At 50.9% G+C, this 23,059-nt stretch carries 26 protein-coding genes, 1 pseudogene and 1 riboswitch; of the genes and pseudogenes, 22 read left to right on the top strand and 5 right to left on the bottom strand.

Annotated elements, in window-relative coordinates:
* Window positions 1-361: 361 nt before the first annotated feature.
* Window positions 362-550, top strand: a riboswitch (cyclic di-AMP (ydaO/yuaA leader).
* A 106-nt stretch (window positions 551-656) separates the two neighbouring features.
* Window positions 657-1,073, top strand: a complete 417-nt coding sequence (locus NSS79_RS02870) for a hypothetical protein (RefSeq protein ID WP_038585433.1) — start codon at window positions 657-659, stop codon at window positions 1,071-1,073.
* Window positions 1,074-1,170: 97 nt separating this feature from the next.
* Here the strand turns inward: NSS79_RS02870 and NSS79_RS02875 are convergent, their stop codons facing one another.
* Together NSS79_RS02875 and ytxJ are read right to left on the bottom strand one after the other, a co-directional pair.
* Window positions 1,171-1,413, bottom strand: coding sequence for a glutaredoxin family protein (locus tag NSS79_RS02875; protein ID WP_342438210.1), 243 nt, complete (start codon window positions 1,411-1,413; stop codon window positions 1,171-1,173).
* The gene (gene ytxJ / locus NSS79_RS02880) at window positions 1,410-1,736 is read right to left on the bottom strand and encodes a bacillithiol system redox-active protein YtxJ (protein ID WP_342438211.1); all 327 of its coding nucleotides are present in this window, start codon (window positions 1,734-1,736) and stop codon (window positions 1,410-1,412) included. Before ytxJ ends, NSS79_RS02875 begins: the two co-directional genes overlap by 4 nt.
* A 196-nt stretch (window positions 1,737-1,932) precedes the next feature.
* Here ytxJ and NSS79_RS02885 point away from each other — a divergent pair, with 196 nt between their 5' ends.
* The 7 genes from NSS79_RS02885 (at window position 1,933) to NSS79_RS02915 (ending at window position 8,422) form a co-directional block, all read left to right on the top strand.
* Entirely contained in the window at window positions 1,933-2,655 is a 723-nt protein-coding gene (locus NSS79_RS02885; RefSeq protein ID WP_342438212.1) for an SDR family NAD(P)-dependent oxidoreductase, read from the top strand.
* Between the two features lie 39 nt (window positions 2,656-2,694).
* On the top strand, window positions 2,695-3,330 hold the full coding sequence (locus NSS79_RS02890; protein ID WP_342438213.1) for a ThuA domain-containing protein: 636 nt from the start codon (window positions 2,695-2,697) through the stop codon (window positions 3,328-3,330).
* Between the two features lie 136 nt (window positions 3,331-3,466).
* Complete coding sequence (locus NSS79_RS02895; protein ID WP_342438214.1) at window positions 3,467-5,230, top strand: spore germination protein; 1,764 nt, start codon at window positions 3,467-3,469, stop codon at window positions 5,228-5,230.
* 30 nt (window positions 5,231-5,260) lie between these two features.
* Window positions 5,261-6,349 carry a spore germination protein gene (locus tag NSS79_RS02900; RefSeq protein ID WP_342440290.1) on the top strand — a complete coding sequence of 363 codons (1,089 nt, stop codon included), beginning with the start codon at window positions 5,261-5,263 and terminating at the stop codon, window positions 6,347-6,349.
* The gene (locus NSS79_RS02905; protein ID WP_342438215.1) at window positions 6,346-7,539 is read left to right on the top strand and encodes a Ger(x)C family spore germination protein; all 1,194 of its coding nucleotides are present in this window, start codon (window positions 6,346-6,348) and stop codon (window positions 7,537-7,539) included. Before NSS79_RS02900 ends, NSS79_RS02905 begins: the two co-directional genes overlap by 4 nt.
* A gap of 96 nt (window positions 7,540-7,635) precedes the next feature.
* Entirely contained in the window at window positions 7,636-8,022 is a 387-nt protein-coding gene (locus NSS79_RS02910) for a MerR family transcriptional regulator (RefSeq protein ID WP_342438216.1), read from the top strand.
* Between the two features lie 61 nt (window positions 8,023-8,083).
* Window positions 8,084-8,422, top strand: a complete 339-nt coding sequence (locus NSS79_RS02915; RefSeq protein WP_342438217.1) for a thioredoxin domain-containing protein — start codon at window positions 8,084-8,086, stop codon at window positions 8,420-8,422.
* 69 nt (window positions 8,423-8,491) lie between these two features.
* On the opposite strand, the gene NSS79_RS02920 is transcribed toward NSS79_RS02915, so the two are convergent.
* The gene (locus tag NSS79_RS02920; RefSeq protein WP_342438218.1) at window positions 8,492-9,391 is read right to left on the bottom strand and encodes a CHAD domain-containing protein; all 900 of its coding nucleotides are present in this window, start codon (window positions 9,389-9,391) and stop codon (window positions 8,492-8,494) included.
* A gap of 210 nt (window positions 9,392-9,601) precedes the next feature.
* On the opposite strand from NSS79_RS02920, the gene NSS79_RS02925 reads away from it, so the two are divergent.
* The gene (locus NSS79_RS02925; RefSeq protein WP_342438219.1) at window positions 9,602-10,564 is read left to right on the top strand and encodes a lipoate--protein ligase family protein; all 963 of its coding nucleotides are present in this window, start codon (window positions 9,602-9,604) and stop codon (window positions 10,562-10,564) included.
* A 566-nt stretch (window positions 10,565-11,130) separates the two neighbouring features.
* Here NSS79_RS02925 and NSS79_RS02930 read toward each other — a convergent pair.
* Window positions 11,131-11,910 carry a carbon-nitrogen family hydrolase gene (locus NSS79_RS02930; protein WP_342438220.1) on the bottom strand — a complete coding sequence of 260 codons (780 nt, stop codon included), beginning with the start codon at window positions 11,908-11,910 and terminating at the stop codon, window positions 11,131-11,133.
* Between the two features lie 184 nt (window positions 11,911-12,094).
* Here NSS79_RS02930 and NSS79_RS02935 point away from each other — a divergent pair, with 184 nt between their 5' ends.
* From NSS79_RS02935 to NSS79_RS02980, 10 genes are all read left to right on the top strand, one after another.
* Window positions 12,095-12,526: a MarR family transcriptional regulator gene (locus tag NSS79_RS02935; RefSeq protein WP_342438221.1), complete on the top strand. Its 432-nt coding sequence runs from the start codon at window positions 12,095-12,097 to the stop codon at window positions 12,524-12,526.
* 38 nt (window positions 12,527-12,564) lie between these two features.
* On the top strand, window positions 12,565-13,200 hold the full coding sequence (locus NSS79_RS02940) for a nitroreductase family protein (RefSeq protein ID WP_342438222.1): 636 nt from the start codon (window positions 12,565-12,567) through the stop codon (window positions 13,198-13,200).
* Window positions 13,201-13,265: 65 nt separating this feature from the next.
* On the top strand, window positions 13,266-13,562 hold the full coding sequence (locus tag NSS79_RS02945) for a putative quinol monooxygenase (protein ID WP_341089566.1): 297 nt from the start codon (window positions 13,266-13,268) through the stop codon (window positions 13,560-13,562).
* A gap of 31 nt (window positions 13,563-13,593) precedes the next feature.
* Window positions 13,594-14,067 carry a DinB family protein gene (locus NSS79_RS02950; protein WP_342440291.1) on the top strand — a complete coding sequence of 158 codons (474 nt, stop codon included), beginning with the start codon at window positions 13,594-13,596 and terminating at the stop codon, window positions 14,065-14,067.
* Window positions 14,068-14,174: 107 nt separating this feature from the next.
* Window positions 14,175-15,347, top strand: coding sequence for a pyridoxal phosphate-dependent aminotransferase (locus tag NSS79_RS02955; protein WP_342438223.1), 1,173 nt, complete (start codon window positions 14,175-14,177; stop codon window positions 15,345-15,347).
* A 171-nt stretch (window positions 15,348-15,518) separates the two neighbouring features.
* A complete protein-coding gene (locus NSS79_RS02960; RefSeq protein ID WP_342438224.1) occupies window positions 15,519-17,114 on the top strand; it encodes a phosphatidylserine/phosphatidylglycerophosphate/cardiolipin synthase family protein in 1,596 nt (531 codons plus the stop codon).
* A 62-nt stretch (window positions 17,115-17,176) separates the two neighbouring features.
* Entirely contained in the window at window positions 17,177-17,554 is a 378-nt protein-coding gene (locus tag NSS79_RS02965; protein WP_342438225.1) for a hypothetical protein, read from the top strand.
* A 119-nt stretch (window positions 17,555-17,673) separates the two neighbouring features.
* Window positions 17,674-18,000 (top strand): metalloregulator ArsR/SmtB family transcription factor, encoded by a 327-nt coding sequence (locus NSS79_RS02970; protein WP_038585474.1) that lies wholly within the window; start codon window positions 17,674-17,676, stop codon window positions 17,998-18,000.
* Between the two features lie 107 nt (window positions 18,001-18,107).
* Window positions 18,108-19,883: a sulfate permease gene (gene sulP, locus NSS79_RS02975; RefSeq protein WP_342440292.1), complete on the top strand. Its 1,776-nt coding sequence runs from the start codon at window positions 18,108-18,110 to the stop codon at window positions 19,881-19,883.
* Window positions 19,884-20,087: 204 nt separating this feature from the next.
* Complete coding sequence (locus NSS79_RS02980; protein WP_342438226.1) at window positions 20,088-20,789, top strand: DUF1361 domain-containing protein; 702 nt, start codon at window positions 20,088-20,090, stop codon at window positions 20,787-20,789.
* Here the strand turns inward: NSS79_RS02980 and NSS79_RS02985 are convergent.
* Window positions 20,765-21,103 (bottom strand): MGMT family protein, encoded by a 339-nt coding sequence (locus NSS79_RS02985; protein WP_342438227.1) that lies wholly within the window; start codon window positions 21,101-21,103, stop codon window positions 20,765-20,767. The genes NSS79_RS02980 and NSS79_RS02985 overlap by 25 nt on opposite strands.
* Window positions 21,104-21,181: 78 nt before the next feature.
* Here NSS79_RS02985 and NSS79_RS02990 point away from each other — a divergent pair, with 78 nt between their 5' ends.
* From NSS79_RS02990 to NSS79_RS03000, 3 genes and pseudogenes are all read left to right on the top strand, one after another.
* Window positions 21,182-21,691: a DUF2569 domain-containing protein gene (locus NSS79_RS02990; RefSeq protein WP_038585486.1), complete on the top strand. Its 510-nt coding sequence runs from the start codon at window positions 21,182-21,184 to the stop codon at window positions 21,689-21,691.
* A 271-nt stretch (window positions 21,692-21,962) separates the two neighbouring features.
* Window positions 21,963-22,409 (top strand): annotated as a pseudogene (locus NSS79_RS02995) (spore germination protein); the annotation flags it as partial.
* A gap of 5 nt (window positions 22,410-22,414) precedes the next feature.
* Entirely contained in the window at window positions 22,415-23,047 is a 633-nt protein-coding gene (locus NSS79_RS03000) for a DJ-1/PfpI family protein (RefSeq protein ID WP_342438228.1), read from the top strand.
* Window positions 23,048-23,059: the final 12 nt, after the last annotated feature.

Genomic DNA, 23,059 nt, shown 5'->3' on the forward strand with positions numbered 1-23,059 from the left:
AAAAACATTCTTCTGAGCCGATTTTCAGGGGATTATGGCAAAAGACACGATAAGAAGTGCTAAAAGGGTATTTATCAACGATTTTCAGCTTTTTATCTCGTGTATACGACTGCTTTTGATTTAGGGTGATCAGAGCACAAAAGGCAATTTGCTCAACATCGGGTGAATAAAATCACAACGCTGTATGCTTTTTCGCAAATCGTTGATAAGCCGAGTAAATAAGAGTAATGATGAGATTGAGGCTTAAGTAAGCGCTACCTGATCTGGAATGGGTTTACTAAATGCATTATTTTGGCAGGTTTGGCGGTTTACAAGGCCGTGACCGCCAGAGTATGATTACTTCTGTTTACTACACAATCGAATACGCAGTCCGCTTAATTTCCGTTATGGAAAGCGGGGGAACCAACAATCGGCAGCCGATGTGAGAGTCGGAGCCGGTTATGGGGTGAATCCTGTGAAAGTGCGAGAGAATGCTCGCATGGATACAGGTAGGGCGACTCTCACTGCCCGAATCCGACAGCTAACCTCGTAAGCGTATTAGAGAGGATGAGCACAATGTGACCGTTAATTGGACCACAGAGGGAATTCCTTTGTGGTTTTTTGCTGTGTTCGTACGGGCAAATGAATGGAAGTCCTAGGCCGGAGGAGAGGAAGATATGGCGAATTCGGAAGAATATGTACTCATTAACGCTCCGACTAAAGCGGGGGAGCATTTTATCAAAATCTTAAAGTTCAGAGGCTACAAGATCGCAGGAATCGCCAACAATGCGGCGGAGAAGCGGCGTCTGGAGGAGCTGGGAATCGAGGTCAATCTTGTGGTGGACACACATCATCAGAATACATGGTTCCGCCCCTCTTTTCCGGTAGGAAGAGTATTTCTGTTCGAGAGCAGTGTGACCTTATGCTGCCGGTATATCCAGATGTGCCGGACCTGGACGACAAAACCAATATACGTAATTACGACTTCGATGAATCCCAGACTGGTCTATAAAGGACTTGGAGCGGATTCCGTCATCTATTCCCACAGCGGAAATGTCTCTTTTCTGGCGGATGTCTCAACGAATCCGGGATAAGGCCAAATAAAAGGGCAAATAAAAGGCATCCCCTGGACAGAGGTCCAAGGAGATGCCTTTTTCAAAATACAAATATTTATATGCCTCACGCTATGAATTATTCAGCGGTTGCTCCAATAAGCTGCTTAAGTTCGGAAACGTTGAAGCCTTTGACTGCGCGGCCTTCGTACACAGTAACAGGCACACCCATGAAGCCCAGCTTCTCGACTTCTTCCTGATACACTGTACTTGTCATAACATCACGCACCTCGAAGCTAAAGTCTTGCTCAGTCAGCCACTGTTTCACTTGATTGCAGTCGCTGCATCCTGTGGTGGAATAGACAATTACCGGCTGGCTCATTGGCTTACAGCTGCCTTGATGGCGTCCCGGGTGATTTTCCAATGGGAGGTGTTCCAGCGCACTTCGCCGTCTTCCAGCAGGAAGATCTGCGGAGATTCATGCTTGATCCCGAAATCTTCGGCAATCTGATTGGACAGCGGACGGTCTTCAATCACATGCACAATGGCAGCTGGAGTCTCGGAGCCTTGCACATAGGCTGTGAATTCCTCATTGGCCTTGGCGCTGATCGGGCAGGTAGTGCTATGCTTGAAAAGCAGTTTTTTACCTGGTTGCGCAACATATTGCTGCAGTTCTTCCAGAGTATGAAGTTGTTGGATAGACATCGGTATCTCACCTTCCTATAAGTACTTGTAACTACGATTGTAACATAGTTCAAAATTAAATCAAAAAGGAAGTTAGAGCAACTCTTTCAGTGGAATTACAGTCCCATGAAGGACGTTGAAAAAACGTGACTGCCATGCTAATGTGAGAGAGATGCCGCGTGTATCCTGAAGAATCGTAAAGGGTGTGTCCATAATCATGAAAAGGGTTGCTTTTGTTACCGGTGCTGACCGTGGTTTAGGTTTTTTTCTGGCAAGCTGGCTTCTAGAGAACAAATATTCCGTATTTGCCGGTCAGTATATGAAGGAGTCGGAATCGCTGGACGCACTGAAAAAGCAGTACCCGGACCGATTAACTCTGATCCCGCTGGATATCAGCGACCGTGAGAGTGTCAAGCAAGCGGCACGCAGCATTTCGGGCAGTACCGTTCATGTTGATATGATTATCAATAATGCCGGTATTATTCATAGAGCTGATGATGCCACGATGCTTGTTGATATGGACGATGAAGCCATGGCTCACATTTATAATGTAAACACGCTTGGTTCTTTGAGGGTCAGTAATGAATTGATGGGCCTGTTAATGCAGAGCAAGCAGAAATTGATTGTTAATATCTCCTCAGAAGCCGGAAGCATTGGCCGGAACAAACGGATTAATATGTACGGATACTGTATGTCCAAAGCGGCGCTTAATATGCAGTCCTCCCTAATACACAACCATTTGAAGGTGATGGGCGGGCAGGTTATGGTCTTTCACCCCGGCTGGCTGCAGTCCTATATGAATGGTGAGAAGGCTCTGGAGGCACCTATTTCTCCTGAAGAGTCGGCGCGTAAGATTATGAATATCGTGCAGGAGCACAAGAAATATATGGGTGAGGAGCCGGCTTATCTCGACCTGGACGGCAATGCCTGGCCCTGGTAACTATACACGAAGAGAAGCAGGAAGAGAGGCGGGAAGAACATGTCTGAAGGGAAAGCACTTGCACTTGGCAGCTACAGTGAGGTGAAATACCATCCTTTTGCCGGTGTGGATCACGAGATTAAGCGCATTCTGTCACCTGATCTGCAGGTGGAGGCTTCCGAAGATTACAGTCTCCTGAACAAAGACAACCTTGAGGGATTGAAGCTGGTTATCGCCTATACCGAATTTTCCGATCAGAAAATAGCCCCGGAGCAAAGTGCCGCTTTGCTGTCTTATGTAGCGGGGGGCGGAGGTCTGCTCGTTGTACATAACGGAATCTCCCTGCAGCGGAATCAGGAGCTGGGCGCCATGCTGGGCGCGCATTTCACCCATCATCCGGAATACACCTCCCTGCATATGAAAATACCGGAACACGGGCATCCCATTATGCAGGGGATCAGCGAATTCGTCATCGAGGACGAGCCGTACTACTTTGAAATGCATCCCTATTTTGAGACGACTGTACTGGCAGAGTACCTTCATGAAGGGGCCATGCGTCAGGCAGCCTGGTGCCATGAGTTCGGACTTGGCCGTGTAGTTTATCTGATGCCGGGGCATCATTTGCCTTCCTTCTCGGCAGAGCCGTTCCGCCAGATGATCCGCCAAGGCGGAATGTGGGCAGCGGGTCTGCTGTAACTCCTACCTTTGAATCGTTTTCGCACATCAAAACAGCTGCACGTTCCCCAAAAGGAGCATGCAGCTGTTTTTTTGATGTATGAATGTTCCAGCTTCGGTCAAAATAGGGTTACGAATAAAAAGGGGGACGCATGGAATGTGGAAGATGCTATGGGATCTTGTGCCCGGCTGGAAGGTGCTGTTTCAAGGTTTTGTCATCTTCGTCGTTCCGGTCGTCTTAACCCGCCTAATGATCTGGCTCCGAATGAAAGAGGGTAAGGCGAGCACCCGGGGAATGCGGGCTGAAGGCAAAAAGGGCGGGGGTGTTCCAAGCTCCGAAGATACGGGGGAGGCGGATCAGACCAGCATCGCTGTGCAGAATAAAAAATCCGCCGCAGCCGCACCCCTTGTTCAAAACAACGCTGGACAGGCAACTCCTTCCCTGACCTATACCGGAGAGTTCCAACATGATGTTCAGTCCTTCAGGGAGATAAGTACCGATATGTCCGACGTCAATGTCAGAGAGCTGCGCATCGGAAGCCTGGAAATCAAGGCGGCGCTGTTTTTTGTGGATGGACTTACAGACAAAGAAGGCATGGACCAGAACATCCTGATGCCCTTGATGAACACAGTGCGGCCCTTTGAAGGCATGAGTACAGCCCCGCCAGCAGAGATATTGAAAGGAATTATCGTGCATCAGGTAGTACAGGTCTCGGAAATTGCATATACCGACCAGCTGAGACTCTCGCTGCAAAAGGTATTGTTCGGCTCTGCGGTATTGTTAATTGACGGAATGTCGGAGGTTCTTATACTAGGTACCCCGAAAGGCAACACAAGAAGTGTGGAGGAGCCGATATCGGAGGCGCTTCTTCGCGGTCCGCGGCTGGGGTTCAATGAAACGCTCAGTGATAACACGGCGATGCTGCGCAGACACGGGCAGAGCACGGAGCTGGCCATGATTTCTTTTACCGTGGGCGAGCGAATTGAGAAGGAATTGGTGCTGACCTATCTGAAAGGCGTTGCCAACGATGAGCTGATTAAGGAAATCACCCGGAGAATCAAAACGATCAACATAGATGATGTCCAGGAATCGGGATATTTGGAACAACTCATGGAAGACAACTACCTCAGCCCCTTTCAGCAGATCCAGAACACAGAACGGCCGGACCGGGTCATGGCGGCGCTGCTGGAGGGAAGAGCGGCCATTCTTCTGGACGGCACACCGTTTGCGCTGATAATGCCGACTACCTTCGGAATGCTGCTGCAATCACCGGAGGATTATTATGACCGCTGGTTTTCGGGTTCACTATTGCGGCTCCTGCGTTTTTTTGCCGCATCAGTCTCGCTGTTTGCTCCGGCGCTCTACATCTCTTTCCTCTCGTTTCATCCCGGGCTGATTCCTACCAAACTGGCGATTTCAATCATCAGCTCCAGGCAGGGGGTCCCCTTTGCTACATTAATTGAAGCGCTGATTATGGAAATCTCTATCGAAATATTGCGTGAGGCCGGCCTGCGCCTGCCCAAACCCATTGGACCGGCCATGGGCATTGTCGGAGGTCTGATTATCGGCCAGGCAGCGGTGGAGGCGGGGATTGTCAGTCCGATTCTGGTCATTGTCGTTGCGGTTACAGCGATCTCCTCTTTCTCGGTTCCCATGTACAGTGCGGGGATTACCTTGCGTTTTCTCCGTTTCCTGGCGATGTTTTTCGCTGCTGTATTCGGACTTTATGGCGTTGTTATGTTTTTCCTCCTGCTCAGCAGCCATTTGATTAAGCTGAAGAGCTTCGGGGTTCCCTATTTAAGCATGGTTACTCCCTACAGGATGAGCGACCTGCGCGATTTTATTATCCGCATCCCCCTGCAATTGATGAAGCGCCGTCCGGCACTGCTGCAGCCGAAGGATCCAATACGTAAAAAATAAACGAGAATTCAGGAGACTGAGGTGAGAACCATGAATGCGAAAGTACAGGATAGCATCACGACGAGCCAAGCGACCATTATTATGGTCAATTACATCCTCGTAGCAGGCGTATTCACCCTTCCCCGGACAACTGTACAGGCCGCCGGCACTCCTGATGTATGGATATCACTCATTGTGAGCGCCTTGCTGTCCATGGTGGCCGGCACGGTAATTGTCCTGCTTAGCCAGCGGTTTCCGGGCAAGACCTTTTATCAGTACAGCAGAATCATTATCGGCAAGCCGCTTGCAGCGATTCTGGGAGTGGTCATCGCCGCGTATTTTCTATGTATTTCCGGATATGAGCTGCGTTCGATGCAGGAGGTTACCGGATTCTTTTTGCTGGAGGGGACACCCTATTGGGCGGTTGCCTCTGTATTCATGTGGATTGCGCTTTATTTATGCAGAGGGGGAATTAATGCGCTGTCCCGGATGTGCAGGCTGATTGCCCCCATGGCCGGGGCGATTTTTTTCGGGGTCTGTCTGCTTAGCCTGAAAATATTTGATATAGACAACCTCCGCCCAGTGCTCGGGGAAGGGCTGGGGCCGGTATGGAGAGGCGCTAAGCCGACAGCACTGACTTATACGGCAGGTGAAGCGCTGCTGTTCCTGGTAGCTTTTATGGAAAAACCCAAAAAAGCAGGGCGGGTGCTTGTCGTAGGGACATTGATCTCTATGATCTTTTATGTTGTTGCTGTTGTCATGACGATAGGGGCACTTTCCATAGAGGGTGTAGTCACCCGGACATGGCCCTTCATCGATCTGATACGCAGCTTTGAGGTGAACCTGCTGTTTGAACGTTTCGAATCCTTGCTCCTGGTCATCTGGATTATGCAAATTTTTTGTACCTTCTGCATTTCCTTCTATGGAGCGGCGCTCGGAATATCGCAAATCTTCAACAAAAAGCTCGACCATTGTCTATTCGCCTTGCTTCCGCTTGTTTATTTTATTACGGAAACTCCTCCGAATATCAATGGCCTGTTCGCATTCGGCACCAGCCTTGGCAATTGGGCCATTCTGCTGTTCGGATTGCTGCCGCTGCCGCTGCTAATTATTGCACATTTCAGGAGAGCCGGATCATGAAGCGAATCGTACTGCTTGCTGTGCTTCTAATTCAAAGCATAGGGTTATCCGGCTGCTGGAGCAGCACACCCATTGAGAACTTAAATATGGAAGTGGCCGTGGCGCTCGACATAGCGGATGAAACACCAATCGAAGAGGATTTTGAGCAGAGGGGCGGGGAGTACCCGAAGAATAAACGAATGTCCTGCACCTACCAATTTATCGTACCCCAAGGTTCAGTGGGTTCCAAAAAAGAAGGCGCATCCTCCAGAAATTTCTATAATATGACTGAAACCGGAGACTCCATCTTCGAAGCGATCCGTGAACTGTCGCTGCGTACAAACAAACCTCCCATTGGACATCATCTGAAGGTCATCGTAATCGGCGAGCAGCTGGCACGTTCTACCAAGCTTTCAGAGCTGATCGATTTTTTTAGCCGGGATAATGATATCCGCCCCAGTGTGCTGATTCTCGTCAGCAAGGGAAAGGCCAGTGATGTGCTGAACAACGTGCTGCCGGGTCAGACACCGGCGTTTGTGCTGGAGGGGATATTTGGCAACCGGGACCGGAACCTGCGAATCTGGGAGCCAGTGTCTATCGCCAAGGCCGCAGGTCCCCTGCACGGGAAGACCACCTTTATGTTGCAGAATGTAATAGCTGCGAAGAATGAGATGAAATTTGCCGGAGCCGGTGTGATTAAGGGAGAGACGGGCAAGCTGCAAGGCTTCTTAAACGAGGAGGAGCTGGAGGGTGTGGTCTGGCTTACGGGAAAAGGGAAAGGCGGAGTGCTTAAGACCAATGAGGATGGCAGCGGCAGGCTGATTACTTATGAGGTTAAGTCCATGGGCAGCAAAATCAAGGCTAAGGTCGAGGGAGGCGAGATCTCTTTTGCCGTGAAGATCGAGTCAACGGGCAGATATGCGGAGACTTTCGCACATGGAGGACAAAAGCTGGACGCTGCTTATATGAAGCAGGATGAACTGGTGCTGCAGGATAAGGTAAAGGAAATGGCCAGAGCCTCTGTGGAGACAATGCAGCAAAAGCTGCATGCCGACGCCGCCGGATTCGGCAAAATCCTGCGTATTCAGCATCCTGCTGTATGGAGAAAGGTGAAAGGGAACTGGGATGAAACCTTCAGCCGGGTTCCGATAACCATTGATGTCAAGCTGCATATAGAGGAATACGGGGCTTCCGGAACCACCACCGAATAAAGCACGGTTATTCAAGAAAGTCCTTGACCCTTACACTGGTGTCAGGGTTTATACTTGGAATAGAAGTTCTCATGAACCCCGGGGAGAATGAATGCTATGAAAATAGGTGAACTTGCAGCACAGACGGGCGTCAGTGTCCGATCACTGCGTTATTATGAGCGTCAGGGACTTATCGCTCCCCTCCGCCAGGCGAATGGATACCGGGAGTATTCAGCGCTTGCTGTAGAGACGGTGGAGACGATTAAGCTGTATTTAAATTTGGGTTTGTCCACGGAAGAGATTTCCGGTTTTCTGCACTGCGTGCTGAAGAATAAAGAAGCGTTCTGCGCGGAAGTGATGCCGCTATACCGCAGCAAGCTGGAGGAGATAGAGCGCCAGATTGTGCAGCTCAGCCAAATTAAGCTGAACCTGCAGCAGCGGATGGCCTCCATCCAGCAGGAACGGCTGGAGGCAGAGGCAGCTGATAATCCGCTGTTTGAATGAAGACGGTCCAAAGAATGTACTTTTTGTATTATTCAAGATATACACATGGGAGGAACTTACGATGGCTATTATCAATGCAGAGAAAACTGAGGATCTAAGAGCCGAGCTAAGCGGCAGCGGGACCGTACTGGTTGATTACGGAGCGCCATGGTGCGCGCCCTGCAAGATGTTGCTGCCTGTTCTGGAGGAACTGAATGACGAGTATGGAGACAGTGTGGCTATCGTTAAGGTGAACTGTGATGAACTGCCTGAGCTGGCGGGGGAGGCCGGAGTCATGGGCCTGCCTACGGTGATCGTGTATAGCGGAGGTCAACCGGTGGAGAAGCTGGTCGGTCTGCGCCCTAAATCGGCCTACCAGGGTGTATTGAACAAGTATGCGGCTCTAAGCAGCAACAGATAATAGATTAAGAGGCAGTGAGCGTCATGTCCAGCATGTGCTTCCTGCCTCTTCCTATGTCTATTTATGAATTCAAAGTGACTTGGCTTTCTCTGCAACGGGAACAACCTCATTATGATGTAATGCCTCCAGCACTTCAGTCCGAAGAGCATCTGTGAACTCATTCCACGTTTTTTTGCCAACACCCAGCTCATCGCGTCCGATGGAATTCAGTGTTTCCAGCCACACGCGTTTGTCATTAATTTCGCCAAGCTGCTCCTGGATCTGTTTATAGATCTCCTCATGGGCATGAAATTTCTGGTTAAGCGCGAATGCGGCCGCATTGGCTGTATAGCGCAGCTCCTTGGCGGCGATCCGCAGCTCATGCAGTGCGTCGAAGGCTTCCTGTGATTCGGCCTCGGCACCTTTGAATAGGGTTTTGCATGTTTTTTTCTTCTGCTCAAAAGCTACTTCAAGTTCGCGCATAACGACGTTTACATCTCTTTTTGCTGCCAGTGGCTCAAGCGTGCTGCTCCGAAAAGCTTCCCATAACCCGTCCAATTCCTTGCCGGCCAGCTTTAGGAGCTCAGCCTCCAGCTTCTTGCGGTATTCCTTCCGCTTATCCTTCTGGTGTTTGATGACCGCCTTCAGCAGTTCGGCAGTTTTATCCTCACCGGCTTCCTTGGCGCTCTTGCGTCTTTCCTTGAAGGATTCAATAAGAACATCTGCATCCCTGACCTTGCCCAGCCTTTTCTGAGCCTGCTTGAATACGTTGTACAGCTCGGCTGCGGCGGAATGATCCGGGTCGAGAATGGACAGCAGGGTCAGTAGCTTGCGGCTGTTGACTCTGGCTTGATGAATATCCTCGTCATCAAAGTTTTTGAGCGCGTCTTTGCTGTAGTCCCTAAAGTTGATATACAGCTTGTGCATTGCCTGTTCCCATTGCCTGGTCTTGCTTAACTGTCTGTCCTTCGCAAGTTGTTCGACTGTCATGCGGATCACTCCTCAAGGTTGTGTATAGCATGAGCTTCAGCGCTTAATCTTGCCGCTGATTGAAACTTGTTATGGTATTAGGATAACGGTATTCTGCGGCTATTTCAAATGCTGAACCCACGCTTTGCCTTCGCGCCAGGCTGCGGATCGGTTACAATATGACTATTGGTTCGGACAAAGGTTAACATTCAATAGGTACTCGGGGGATGAATGATGATCAATAAAGGAATTAACAGGGCAGAATCGGGCACGGAGCGCGCTCTTCCGAATGTAATGGTGCTGTTTGAGCATTTGTCAGATGATGACGGGAAGGCTGCAAAATATGGCGGAAGTGGGGCTGCTGAAGGTGGAGCGGTGGCGGAACATGCTGTGAGGTCAGGAGATGCGGGAGGCATGCTGGTTCCCTTTGCATTTGAGGAGACGCTGTGCCGGGACATTGGAGCGGGACTGGCCCCTCCAGCCCTGCATCTCTGGAGTCATCCCGCAGGTGTTGCACTGGGCCTGCGGGACAGTAAACTGCCCCGCGCAGAGGAGGCGATGGCCGGGCTTGAGCGGCGCGGGTTTCGTACAGCGGTCCGTCACTCCGGCGGGGCTGCCGTGCCGCTGGATGCCGGGATCGTCAATGTGGCGCTGGTCCTTCCGAAAACTCCGGGCAAGCTGGATTTTCACGACGATTTCCGGCTGCTGGCTTCCCTGATTCAGGAAGCCGTAGCGGTAAGCCATCCGCAGGCTGCGGCGTTGATCCAGGCCGGGGAAATCACGGGTTCCTATTGTCCCGGTGATTTCGATCTGGCTATCGGCGGCCGCAAGTTCTGCGGCATTGCCCAGCGGCGGCAGAGCAGCGCGTATTTCGTTCACGCGTTCGTTGTAGTCTCCGGCTCCGGGCAGGAGCGCGGGGAGCTGATCCGCAGGTTCTATGAGACTGCGTCCGGCGGGGACGAGTCTTTATCTTATCCGCGGGTCCGCCCGGAGACCATCGCTGCGTTAAGCGAACTCGGCGGGCCGGCTTCGGCGGCGGTGTTCGCTTCAGGCATCCGGCAGGCGATATCCGGGCGCGGAGTGCAGCTTAAACCGGCTGCCCTCCTCAAGGAGGAGACCGGTTATAACTTGCAGTATGCGGATCAGCGTGTGCTGGAAGCGGCACGGGTGCTGCGGGAACGTTATGCCCGCTGAGATCTGTGCGTCTGCAGGGTTTGAGCTTGAATGTGAGCTAAAGCTTGAGTTTGAACTGGGGTTTGTGTTTGGGGTTTGTATTTGGGGTTTGGGTTTGGCGATTCCGGCCAAACCCAAACCCCAAACCCCGCAAAAGGTGCTGCAACACAGCTGATTTAAGCAGCTGCGGCAGCACCTTTTGTTATGGGTGATAAGGAACCGCAATGTTACTGATATAAGCTGAGCTGAACGCAAGTTTGCAACTAATACCGTGCCCATGCTAACCGTACAGTGTCCACGATAATAAGAGGCACTGCTAAGGCGATAGCTGCACTCCATACAACTAAAACCTGACCTTTTAGGCCCGGCAAGGAGATAACTGCATTCTGTACACTTAAAAAGTGTCGATCCGGCCCAAACATAGCTTTCCGGCATTTTTAATTGCAGGAAATACACTTATCTCCAAATAATCTCCATTTTGGCCCTGATTAGATGCAGTAAATACATCTATTATGGTGCGGCGTAACGAGACCGTTGTTTTGTTCAAACTATATAGTTTTTGTCTCGGCTTTTCCTGCGGGCAGCAGCTACGTATACAGCTCTGGCCGTCTGTCGGAAAAGATCGGAATCTGCTGTCTTACCTCCCGCACCTTCTGCAAATCAATGACACCGCTCAGGATTTCTTCGTTTTCTCCGGCCTCACATATAATGTCGCCCCACGGATCAATGATCATGGAATGCCCGGCGAAAATGTTCGCCGGATCAGCCCCGGCGCGGTTGCAGGCGACGACGTAGCATTGGTTTTCGATTGCCCGGCTGATCAGCAGGGCCCGCCAGTGGGACAGCCGGGGCAACGGCCATTCGGCGCTGATGAACAGCAACTCCGCTCCGAGTGCCGTATGGGCGCGCACCCACTCCGGGAAGCGGATATCATAGCAGATCAATCCGGCGCATAACGCGCCGTCCAGGCTGAACAGCCCCTTGGCTTCTCCTGGCTGAAGATACAGGTGCTCATCCATCAGGCGGAACAGATGCAGCTTGCTGTATTCCCCGGCAAGCCCGCCATTCCGGTTAAAGACGAACATGCTGTTGGTGATCCCGGCAGCCTGCTTGTTGGCTACCGAACCGGCAACGATGTTGATGCCATATTCGCGGGCCAGGCCGGAAATAAAGTCCTTCGTAATCTGCCCCTCTGGATCGGCAATTTCATTAAGCCGTGTTAGATCGTATCCGGTCGTCCATAATTCGGGGAGAATGAGGCAGTCAGGACGAGTTGCTGCGGCCTGGCGTATTTTGTGTTCAGCGGCCACATAATTTGCCTCGGGTTTGCCAAATGCTATATCGAGCTGAATCAGGGAAATTTTCATATTTCCTGCCTCCTCATTCATTATTATTGATAAATTAGTTGACGGGTCAACTATATCGGTGTAAACTAATTTTTATCAAAAGGATTTTGCACAATATACTTGCCTTGGTGTGTTCTTTTTGAATCCAGTTTTGTACGAAGCAATCCACAGTAGTGGAGCTTACAAAACTTTAAGGGGGTTAATTTTGACTGAACATCTGCCTGAGGAAGAAGAACAAATATTAGAACTGCTGCAGGCGCTGAACAAGGGAATCAGCCCCAAGTTTGAACGTTGTGCAGGCATCAGCCCTACGCGGCTCCGCCTGCTTCACGAGCTGTTTCAGGTTGCAGAAATTAGCCAGATTTCGCTGCAAAAGGAAGTCGACATTGATGCTGCAGCTGTCACCCGCCATTTGAAGGGGCTGGAGGAGAACGGCATGATCTCCCGCCGCAACAATCCTGCCGACAACAGGGTGACTTTGGTCTCGCTCACTGAACAAGGGCGGGAGAAAATCCTCTCCTACAAGGAGGAGAAGATCCGGTTCCTCCGCTCATTGCTCACCGGATTTGAAGGGCAGGAGCTCAAAGTGCTTATAGATATGCTTACCCGGCTGCAGCAAAACATCGATTTACTGTAGCCTGACTTATATACCAATTATAAAGGAGATTATTACAAATGAATGCTACCAGAACCAACGATTTCAATTCTATTATTACAGGCCGCCGCTCGGTCCGCAAATATGATACCTCTGTCAAAATCAGCAAAGAGGAAATGACCGAGATGCTAACTGAGACTACACTGGCTCCTTCCTCGGTCAACATGCAGCCTTGGCGCTTCCTCGTGATCGAAAGTGCGGAAGGCAAAGCCAAATTGGCTCCTATCGCCCGCTTCAATCAGTTGCAGGTAGAAACCTCCGCAGCAGTTATTGCCGTATTCGGCGACTTGAACAATTTTGATTATGCTGAACAGATTTACGGTACGGCTGTTGAGCGCGGACTTATGCCTCAGGATGTGAAAGAGAACCAATTAACCCGTCTGGCCAGCCATTTCGCAACACTGCCAGCAGATGTGAACAGAGAGACTGTGATGATTGACGGCGCATTGGCTTCCATGCAGCTGATGCTGGTTGCCCGTGCACACGGCTATGACACCAACCCTATCGGCGGATTCGAAAAGGATCAAATTGCTGAAGTCTTCGGCATGGACAAAGACCGTTACATCCCGGTTATGCTGATCTCGATTGGCAAAGCGGATGGAGAAGGATACGCATCCGTCCGTCTGCCGATTGACACTATTGCCGAGTGGAAATAAGAGCATAAGCTCCCGAATTCAGTTACGAAGTTCATTCTGACAAAACCATTAGGAGGAACAAAACTATGATCATTATCCACGTTTTAATGCAAGTGAACCCCGAACGCGAGGAGCAGTTCCTGGCTGAAGCCAAGACGTTGCTTGCAGCAACCCATGAGGAAGAGGGCAACCTATCTTATGAGCTGTACAAGCATGCCGCGCAAGAGAATGTATATATTATGGTTGAAACCTGGCGCGATGCAGCTGCTGTAGGCAGCCATAACACAAGCCCGCATTTAACGGGGTTTGCCGCTAAGGCAGGCGAGTTTCTGACTGCGCCGCTGGATATGAAGGTATATAACGGCGAGCTGTTGCAGCAGTAAGGGCAATGTAACAAGTGGGGAGGGATAGGGAATCGTTCATGCAAAGGATGTTCTGGCCAATCAGTTACTAGCCAATGCTAATGATCCAAGCTGGTATTCTCCGTTCGCGCAGGCGGTTGAGGGTTTAACAGAGGAAGAAGCCTTTTGGAAGCCTGACGGGAACAGCAACAGTATCGCTGAAATTACGCAGCATCTGCTGTATTGGAACAATGCCTGGCAAACCAGATACCATCTGGGCCGGGTAGATGCTGTCCCTCCGATTGAGGATAACAACAGCAGTTTTGTCATACCGGAGGGCACGGCCTTTGATCAGTTAAGAACGAAGCTGCTGGAGGTGCTGCTTGCTTGGCAGCCGCTGCTGCAGGAAGACAGACTTGAGGCTAAAGCGGCAGGATTTCCTGTGCCAGCAGAATGGTGGGAGATTATCAGCAACGCGGCAATGCACAATGCCTATCACATTGGTCAAATCGTGTTTATCCGAAAGCTTATTGGCAGCAGGGAATAACTGCATCCAGGAAGCAAAGAGCACTCCACCGGGAGGCTCTTTTTTTTGTATTATAATTAAATGACGATTACAGCAAGTAACCTCTGAGGAAAGGGTGACCATTGCCAGTGAATATTTTTGAGCCTTCCGATGTGTTGAATGCTTTGCCCAAGCAGTTTTTCGCCGCGCTGGTGGCCAAGGCCGGCCTTGTCGCCGCCGCAGGACATGATGTGATCCATCTTGGACAGGGGAATCCTGATATGCCTACCCCGGCCCACATTGTAGAAGCACTGCAGGCGGCAGCGGCTAACCCGCTGAACCACAGGTATCCGCCATTTCGCGGCCACAGCTATCTCAAGGAAGCTGCAGCCAGCTTTTATAAGCGGGAGTACGGAGTGGAACTGGATCCGCAGCAGGAGATCGCCATTCTGTTCGGCGGAAAAACCGGGCTGGTTGAAGTGGTGCAGTGTCTCCTCAATCCGGGGGATATAGCACTTGTGCCGGATCCCGGATATCCTGATTACTGGTCGGGCATCGAGCTGGCCCGGGCGGTCATGGAGAAGATGCCGTTGACTGCGGAACATGGATTTCTGCCCGTTTACGGGGACATCAGCCCGGAGTTAGCCGCCAAGGCCAAGCTGATGTTCCTCAATTATCCGAACAATCCTACCGGTGCGGTAGCTACGGAGGATTTTTTCGGGCAGACCGTGAGCTTCGCGGCAGAACACAGGATTTGTGTTGTGCATGATTTCGCTTATGCTGCCATCGGGTATGATGGACAGAAGCCGCTCAGCTACCTGCAGACGCCGGGGGCTAAGGAGAACGGCATTGAGATCTATACTTTGTCAAAAACCTATAATATGGCTGGCTGGCGTGTGGCTTTTGCTGCCGGTAATGCCAGCGTTATCGAGAGTCTGAACCTCTTGCAGGATCATATGTACGTGAGTCTGTTCGGGGCAGTGCAGGAAGCAGCTGCGGCTGCGCTGCTGGGACCACAGGATGCTGTCCGGGATAATCTGGACCGCTACGAGTCGCGGCGCAACCTCTTAATCGGCGGCTTGCGGAAGATTGGCTGGAAGGTGGAGGCGCCTAAGGGCTCGTTTTTTGCCTGGCTGCCGGTTCCGGAAGGCTATACCTCACAGAGTTTTGCCGATTTGCTGCTGGAGAAGGCGCATGTGGTGGTAGCTCCCGGTATTGGTTTTGGTGTTTATGGCGAAGGTTATGTGCGGGTTGGGCTGGTAAGCGATGAAGCACGGCTTGCAGAAGCGGTGGAACGGATAGCGGGACTGAAGCTTTTTTGATCCGGTTTATCCATAACGATTAAAGGGATGATATGAGGCGATTTTGTATGAGACATTTGCGTGTGCGGGTAGCGGCTGTTTATAAGTAAATCCTGAGGGGTATCTAACCTTAGCCCGATCAGAGACCTATGTGCACCTGAGAGGAAGGGCAGTGGAATGGAGGATTTACATATGAACAACAAACTTCCGCAAGCGGAATGGGATAACAGGGTAGAGCAGGATATCATAAATGTTGTGAATTATTATTTATCGGGTGGCTCCCTGAAGGCTGCAAAGGAAATGGACAAGGCCCAGGAGCTGCTTGCCGATGTATTGAATGGCCGGGAGGCGCGTGCGCACCGGCAGGCTCTCGGCGGGGTGATTACAGAGATTAGCCAGCTGTCCGGCATGCCGGGTTTTAGCGGGGAGCTGCTTGAACGGCTTGCGCTTGAAGTCAGCGGACTGGACTCCGACAAGCTTCGAATATTGGCTCCGAAGACGACACGTCATAACCGGGTAGACCCTTATGTGAACGGACCGCAGTGCCTGGAAATGATCCTTGAGGAAATCGGGAAGGCGCGCCGTTATATTCACCTGTCCATAATGCTGTTCTTTAACGACCATTCGGGAAATCTGATTGCGGCAGCGCTGCTGCAGGCACTGAAACGGGGTGTCGAAGTCCGCATCATGGTGAATTATACGGTAACCGCACTTGGCTATGGGAAGAATCTCGAGGTGGGTAAGTTCTCCAAGATCTCCACGATGCTGGAGAATGCAGGGGCCAGGCTGCTCGATACGTTCAACTCCTATTATTCTGTGGCAGAATGGAGTGAGAAACGGGCGGAGCTGAAGTCCAGAGGGGTATCCGAAAGTATTCTCTTCCTGCAGGATAAGGTACAGGAGGACGTGGAGATCACAGGACTCAATGTCATTGACCACCGGAAATTCATGGTCATTGACGGGATTACTTCGATTGTCGGCAGTCTGAACTTCGGGGATCAATATACGTATCAGACGCCGATAGACTCTTCACCGGTAGAAGTAGACGGCCGGCCGATGGGTATTCCAAGCGGGGAGGAGGAGTGGCATGATGGCTGCTTCCGGATTCAGGGCGCGGCGGCGTTACCGCTGAATGCTATTTTTCAATCAAGATGGCTGTTGCTTGGGGGCGATCATTTTGATCTGGAAGATGACTTCTACCATCCTGATACAAATTATGCATTCGGTGAGGAGGAGTGTACGCTCTTCGTGAGTTTTCCGGGCAACCCCGTTAATCTGATCCAGCAATATTATTTGGATTTAATTACTTATGCAGCCGAGGAGACGGTGATCGTGAACCCCTATCTGATTGATCAGGCCTTCTGGGACCGGCTGGGTGAGCTTGGCCCGGACTGTTCCTGCCATCTGGCTATATGCAATCCGCTGGAAGTCAATGACCACCCGACGAACCGGGCGGCTGTGCGCAGCAATATGTATGAGCCTTTTCTTAACGGCGTTTCTTTTTATGACTACAGCTATACGGGGCGTTTCTCCCACTGGAAAATCACCTACGACCACAGGTCGCGGGCTGTTTTTCACGGCTCCTATAATATCAATGAAAGAAGCGCCTGCCATGACTTTGAGCTGGGACTGCTGGTCAAGGGGGAAAGATTTGCGAAGAAGGTCAAATCCATGATTGATTATGACCTTGGTGTTTCGAAAAAGATCAGCGACAAGAAAGAGTTCTTCAAGCATCCGTGGATGCATCCCAGCACTTATCTAAATAAGGCAACCCAGAACTACACCTGATCGTTAATGCGATCACTATCCTGTATAATCAACGGTAACACTATGATGATGGAGCGGAAGAGATGAATATTACAATATTGCGGAAAGGCCCCCGTAAGAACGAAGTGTATTTTGCTGCGGAGTATGGCGAGGGCAAGGGGATATGGAATGGTAATCCTGTAGAAGCGGGTGAGGAGCTAGAGGCCGAATTTGAGCTCCCCCCGCTATTTATGCGCTGGGTAGATATTGTGCCTGTAAGCGGGGTCGATTACGGCATTCAAATGGATGGGGATAAGATAATCTTAACCGGGGTGCTGGAGAATATTGAGGCAGACGGAACTGGTTATCTGCGGATTGCCGGCGACCTGATCATGTTCGAATGCCTGGGCGAGCCGATGGCGCTGGGCGGCTATGTGGAGATCCGGACCGGAGAGCTGGAGATGTATCCCGTATTCTTGTAAGCGGGGCGGGGTGCTGCAGCCGTATACGGCATGCAATTTACTGCCGGCATAGCCACTGCACAAGAAATGAGCTAAGATAACAATAGATTTGAAGTAAAGCTATGAGGAGCAGAAGTCCAATGAACAGCGATATTCAGCAATTTAAGACGGAATTTTTCAAGGCGCTGGCTCATCCGATGCGGATCCGCATCCTGGAGCTGCTGAGCGAAGGCGAGAAGAATGTGAACGAACTGCAGGCGATTCTCGGCTCGGAAGGCTCCGCCGTATCCCAGCAGCTTGCTGTACTCCGCGCCAAGAATGTAGTAGCCAGTGTAAAAGAAGGAACCACCGTCATTTATTCTCTGCGCGACCCCCTGATTAAAGACCTGCTGGCGGTAGCCAGACAGATATTCGATAACCATCTCGTGAATGCCATTTCACTCCTGGAGGGTATCCGCAGCGAATAACCCCGGACCATCCGGGGGCGGATTTCCCGTTGACAAGAGCGGCAGGCAGGAGTAATGTTGCTCTTATATTCAAATAATCAGATATTCAAAGAAAAGAAGGTTAGATGATGACAGGGTGGGGCCGCTTTAAAGGCTACAGCATTGCTTCTCTGCGCAAGGATATCATTTCAGGGACGATTGTCGGCGTTATTGCCATCCCGCTTGGGATGGCTTTTGCTATTGCCTCGGGCGTGAAGCCGGAGTACGGGATTTATACAACCATTGTCGCAGGTATTCTGATCTCCTTATTCGGAGGTTCGAAATTTCAGATTGGCGGACCTACAGGAGCCTTTATCCCCATTTTGTTCGCGATTGCCATGGAGTACGGGTACGAGAACCTGCTGATTGCAGGAATGATGGCCGGAGTCATCCTCGTCGTTATGGGACTGCTTAGGCTGGGAGTTCTGATCAAGTTTATCCCGAAGCCGGTAACCATCGGCTTTACGGCAGGGATTGCCGTCATTATCTTCAGCGGCCAGATCGCCAATTTCCTCGGCCTGAAGGATATGGAGCGGCATGAGAGCTTCGTGGATAACATGCAAGAGATCGGCCAGCATATCTCAACGGTCAATCTGTACAGTGTTCTGACAGCAGTCATTTGTCTGGCGGTTGTCGTGCTGGGCATGCGTTTTGCACCCAAGGTGCCGGGATCGTTGATCGGGTTGCTGTTTGCAACGCTTGTTGCAGTGCTGTTCTTCAGCGGCAAGGTGACTACGATCGGCTCTGCATACGGCGATATTCCAAACACGCTGCCGAGTTTTCACTTTCCGGTGATCACCTGGGAGCGGATCAGGCAGCTGCTTCGTCCGGCGTTTATCATCGCCATTCTGGGGGCGATTGAGTCGCTGCTGTCGGCAGTGGTAGCCGACGGGATGACCGGCAGCCGCCATAACAGCAATCGTGAGCTGATCGGCCAGGGTATCGCGAATATAGCCGCACCTATGTTTGGCGGCATCCCGGCCACAGGTGCTATTGCCAGAACCGCCACCAACATTCGCAGCGGGGCCGCATCCCCGCTGTCGGGAGTGATTCACGGTGTCGTAGTGTTCCTCATTCTTCTGCTGTTTGCGCCTTATGCTTCCAGCATTCCGCTTGCGGCCATGGCGCCGATCCTGATGGTGGTCGCCTGGAATATGAGCGAACGCAAGGAATTTCTGCACCTGCTGAAGCTCAAAACCGGGGATTCCATGGTGTTGTTCCTTACCTTCCTCTTAACGATATTTGCGGATTTAACGATTGCGGTAGAGGCCGGGCTGGTGCTTGCCGTAATCCTGTTTGTGAAACGGATGGGTGAAGGGCATCTCGTATCTAAGGTGCTGCCCGACCCCTCGTCGGTCAAGGTAGAGGCGCATATGGTGACGGAGAGCCATGACTGCCCGCAAATTGGAATTTATAATGTGGAAGGCCCGCTGTTCTTTGGAGCAGCCTACAGATTCGAGTCAACGATGCCGGAGCTTGGACCGGACCTTGCAAAAATTATATTGCTGCGTATGGGCAAGGTGCCGTTTATGGATACCACCGGGGAGGCCAATCTGTCTGGGCTGGTGAAGCAGCTGCAGGCAGACGGAGGAAGGCTGATGATCTCCGGCATTCAGCCGCAGCCGCTTGATCTGCTGAAGAAGACGGGACTGTACGATAGAATTGGGGCTGCGCAGTTTTTTGACCATACTGGAGAAGCGATCAATGAAGCGCTGGAACTGATCAATCCGGTCCGCTGCGCCGGCTGCAGGCATGGGGCATTCCGGGAATGCGGCGCGTTGTGCGGTCTTGAAGAATCGCCGGGCCGCAGCGCCTTTAGAGCCCGCAAACCGGCAGTGGCGGGTAAACTGGGCAGCGAAGTTTAAGCACGTACTGCCGAACCAGCAGGAACAGCATGGGGCCCATCCCTGTGTTGCTAAATTTCATTATAATATAACAGCCCGGGTGCATTTTGCCCGGGCTGTTATATTATAATGGACTAATGACTGCCAGATTTGTACAATTAACGTAATGAATCTGTTCTATACTGGAACAGATCTCACTACGATTGATAAGGAGACCGCACCCTAATGAAGGAATTGAATTATCCTAAAGTATTCATGCTTTTGGCAGGACTGTCACTGGCGACGCTGGCTGTCTACCGTGTGGTTTCGCTGCGGACCGATACGTTTTTTGCTTTTTTGCTCTGGAACTTCTTTCTGGCCTGGATTCCCTTTTTATTCTCCATGGCCGCTTACGGCCTGGATAAGCGTAAGGTTTCCGGGCTGCTGCTGTTGCCGCTTGGCATAGCATGGCTGCTGTTTTTTCCGAATGCGCCCTACCTGATGACCGACCTGCTGCATTTGACGATCAGAAAAAACATATATTTCGTAGAAGGAGTTGTTCAGAGCCGGTATTGGTACGATTTAATCACCTTGCTGCTGTTCACCTGGAGTGGCTGGCTGACCGGTTTTTTCTCCCTGTACCAATTTCAAAGCGTCATCTTCCGCAGAAGCAATCTGCTGCTCTCCTGGATTTTTGTCCTCGCAGCCTGTGCGCTGGGCGGATATGGCGTATTGCTCGGCCGGGTATACCGGCTCAACAGCTGGGATGTTCTGACCGACCGGCATCAGCTCTACCAGCTGGTGGTTGACAGCCTGAACCGGCAATCGCTCTTCTTCAGCCTGTTCGTCGCAGCTGTTCTGCTGGTCATCTATGCTACGCTGTATTTCCTGCTGAATGGACTGGGCACAGGGAATGTGCAGGCTTATTCCAAAGGCGGAGAAAGATAATCTTCCTGCTCCGGATGGAACTGAAACAACTCCAGGTCGATCACGCCATGATCATCAAAAAGAACGCCTTCTCCCAGCAGATACAATCTTTGTGTAGAGACTGCCTCGTCTTCGGCAAGAGCAATTTTGCCCTGGGAATTAACAACTCTATGCCAAGGCAGCTTGTATTTGCGGCTCATGGAATGGAGAATGCGCACGACCTGCCGGGCCGCCCGGGGGCTTCCTGCAACACGGGCGATCCCGCCATAGGTCATAACCTTCCCCTCGGGGATGGATTGAATAATGCAAATAACCTTCTCTGTAAATGGTGTCATAAGGGCTCCTTAAGCTTAACGTAGGCAGTAGTATCTTTAGTATCAATACAATGAATTATAACAGAGGGGGCACGTGGTTTGGGAACATTGATACCCGATAAACGCGGGATGAAGCTGATGTCTAATGAGCCGAAAGGGATTGGCGGCTGGCTGGTGCTTGTACAGCTTGGACTTTTTCTTACTATTTTTACTTTGACTTTATCCGTCATCCATTTTTTCTTCACAACGCTGGGCGGAGAGGTTTGGGATACACTTACTTCACCGGATTCTAACGTTTATGATCAGCTATGGAAGCCGACACTGATTTTCGAATTGGCAGGCAACGTTGTCTTTCTTTTGTTTGCAGCTTTTCTGGTCGTGTTGATGTACCGCAAGAAAGCTTCTTTTCCGCGTTGGATAATCCTTTTTTATGCCGCCAATACGCTGTTTCATATCGTTGATTACGTGCTGCTCACCAATATTCCGCTGCTTGCCGAGTTCGGAGAGGATCCGGACGTGCAAAGTATTGCCAGAAGCCTGGTTCCGCTCATCATATGGATTCCTTACTTTATACGGTCGCGTAGAGTACACAACACATTTATCAATTAAGTACATAACACACTCTTTCAGAAGGAGCCGCAGGCGCGGCTTCTTTTCTTGCAAATATAAGAATTTATATGCTTCACGCTATAAATTATCCTTCTATTTCTCGCTGAAACGGATACCGTCCTTTTGAGGACGGCGAAGCCGTTTCCACTTGTGAGAGGCAAGCTCATAATTTCCTCTACAGCAAAATGTTGGGGAATAGGAGTTAAAGTGTCGGGGGATAATCAGATCAAAAGAATAGTGACGGGAGTGAATACTGTGAGGTACCCGGTCAAAAACCCAGGCCTGCATCTGCTATATGGAAAGCCTTGCTTCACCGGATATTCTCAAGGAGCTGCATGGAAGGCTTGTTAGGGTAAAGCTTGACCATTTGCTGGATACCGGCTATCTGGCTGAGCTGATCCGTGATGAACCTTATTCGCCTTTTGAGATGATCGGCAGCACGGAACGGCCGGATTCGGTGGTGGGCAAGATCATGGAGGGCAGAATTGCCCTGCTGATTGAAGGAAGTCCGTTTGTTCTGACGCTGCCCTATGTTTTTGTGGAGAATTTCCATGTTCGCTACTTTCAACCGTTTGCTCAGAGTGGTGGGGGCCTTCATGTCGATCAGTATTCCTGCGCTTTATGTGGGCCTGACCGTAGTGCCGGAACTGAGAAGCTTGAACACCACCGCCTCCCGGACCGGGATTTTTTTGCGATTTCCCAGCTGCAGGGAAGATAGCTATAATGATAGTCATAGAGAATAGGATGTTTGCGACCATAAAGGTGGAAGGGGCTGTTGGCTTAACGATGAATACATATGTATTTGTATATAACAGCTTTGTTCAGTTTGAGGTAGTTTTGGCTGCTTATTTTATGAAGACACAGAGCGAGGTTCACACCTTGGGGCTGAACAGTATGCCCGTTATTTCCTGTGAGGGCTTCTCGATTAACCCGTCAGCGGTACTCGGGAATATTGATGTGAACGCTATAGATCTGCTGGTTATCCCTGGGGGTGAAGTGGAAGAGCTTGCTGCGAATGAGAGTCTGCTTGCCTTGATCCGCAGCATGAACGCTTCAGGTAAACCGGTCGCGGGCATTTGCGGCGGGGTTACGGTGCTGAAAGCTGCCGGGGTTCTGGAAGGCAGATCGTATGTGGACAACCAGGAGGGCAGGGAAGCTGCGGAGAGTTCCAAAGGATTGCCGGACGCGGGAGCATCAGACGAGGTCAATGTAATCAGGGACGGAAATATTCTTACGGCTAAGCCTAACGGGTATGTTGATTTTGCGCTTGAACTCGGCAGGATGATGGACATTTATCAGGACGAGGCTGATCTGCAGGAAACGATTGATTTCTTTAAATATTTCAAATCCGTTTAGTACGGCTGATGA

Origin of the sequence: Paenibacillus sp. FSL L8-0436 (assembly GCF_038593025.1) — a bacterium.
GTDB lineage: Bacteria > Bacillota > Bacilli > Paenibacillales > Paenibacillaceae > Paenibacillus_AQ.

Bases quoted from the DNA above. Each gene is read 5' to 3' on its own strand.
- NSS79_RS02870 (WP_038585433.1), top strand. From the start codon at position 657: ATGGCGAATTCGGAAGAATATGTACTCATTAACGCTCCGACTAAAGCG.
- NSS79_RS02875 (WP_342438210.1), bottom strand. From the start codon at position 1,413: ATGAGCCAGCCGGTAATTGTCTATTCCACCACAGGATGCAGCGACTGC.
- ytxJ (WP_342438211.1), bottom strand. From the start codon at position 1,736: ATGTCTATCCAACAACTTCATACTCTGGAAGAACTGCAGCAATATGTT.
- NSS79_RS02885 (WP_342438212.1), top strand. From the start codon at position 1,933: ATGAAAAGGGTTGCTTTTGTTACCGGTGCTGACCGTGGTTTAGGTTTT.
- NSS79_RS02890 (WP_342438213.1), top strand. From the start codon at position 2,695: ATGTCTGAAGGGAAAGCACTTGCACTTGGCAGCTACAGTGAGGTGAAA.
- NSS79_RS02895 (WP_342438214.1), top strand. From the start codon at position 3,467: ATGTGGAAGATGCTATGGGATCTTGTGCCCGGCTGGAAGGTGCTGTTT.
- NSS79_RS02900 (WP_342440290.1), top strand. From the start codon at position 5,261: ATGAATGCGAAAGTACAGGATAGCATCACGACGAGCCAAGCGACCATT.
- NSS79_RS02905 (WP_342438215.1), top strand. From the start codon at position 6,346: ATGAAGCGAATCGTACTGCTTGCTGTGCTTCTAATTCAAAGCATAGGG.
- NSS79_RS02910 (WP_342438216.1), top strand. From the start codon at position 7,636: ATGAAAATAGGTGAACTTGCAGCACAGACGGGCGTCAGTGTCCGATCA.
- NSS79_RS02915 (WP_342438217.1), top strand. From the start codon at position 8,084: ATGGCTATTATCAATGCAGAGAAAACTGAGGATCTAAGAGCCGAGCTA.
- NSS79_RS02920 (WP_342438218.1), bottom strand. From the start codon at position 9,391: ATGACAGTCGAACAACTTGCGAAGGACAGACAGTTAAGCAAGACCAGG.
- NSS79_RS02925 (WP_342438219.1), top strand. From the start codon at position 9,602: ATGATGATCAATAAAGGAATTAACAGGGCAGAATCGGGCACGGAGCGC.
- NSS79_RS02930 (WP_342438220.1), bottom strand. From the start codon at position 11,910: ATGAAAATTTCCCTGATTCAGCTCGATATAGCATTTGGCAAACCCGAG.
- NSS79_RS02940 (WP_342438222.1), top strand. From the start codon at position 12,565: ATGAATGCTACCAGAACCAACGATTTCAATTCTATTATTACAGGCCGC.
- NSS79_RS02945 (WP_341089566.1), top strand. From the start codon at position 13,266: ATGATCATTATCCACGTTTTAATGCAAGTGAACCCCGAACGCGAGGAG.
- NSS79_RS02960 (WP_342438224.1), top strand. From the start codon at position 15,519: ATGAACAACAAACTTCCGCAAGCGGAATGGGATAACAGGGTAGAGCAG.
- NSS79_RS02965 (WP_342438225.1), top strand. From the start codon at position 17,177: ATGAATATTACAATATTGCGGAAAGGCCCCCGTAAGAACGAAGTGTAT.
- NSS79_RS02970 (WP_038585474.1), top strand. From the start codon at position 17,674: ATGAACAGCGATATTCAGCAATTTAAGACGGAATTTTTCAAGGCGCTG.
- sulP (WP_342440292.1), top strand. From the start codon at position 18,108: ATGACAGGGTGGGGCCGCTTTAAAGGCTACAGCATTGCTTCTCTGCGC.
- NSS79_RS02980 (WP_342438226.1), top strand. From the start codon at position 20,088: ATGAAGGAATTGAATTATCCTAAAGTATTCATGCTTTTGGCAGGACTG.
- NSS79_RS02985 (WP_342438227.1), bottom strand. From the start codon at position 21,103: ATGACACCATTTACAGAGAAGGTTATTTGCATTATTCAATCCATCCCC.
- NSS79_RS03000 (WP_342438228.1), top strand. From the start codon at position 22,415: ATGATAGTCATAGAGAATAGGATGTTTGCGACCATAAAGGTGGAAGGG.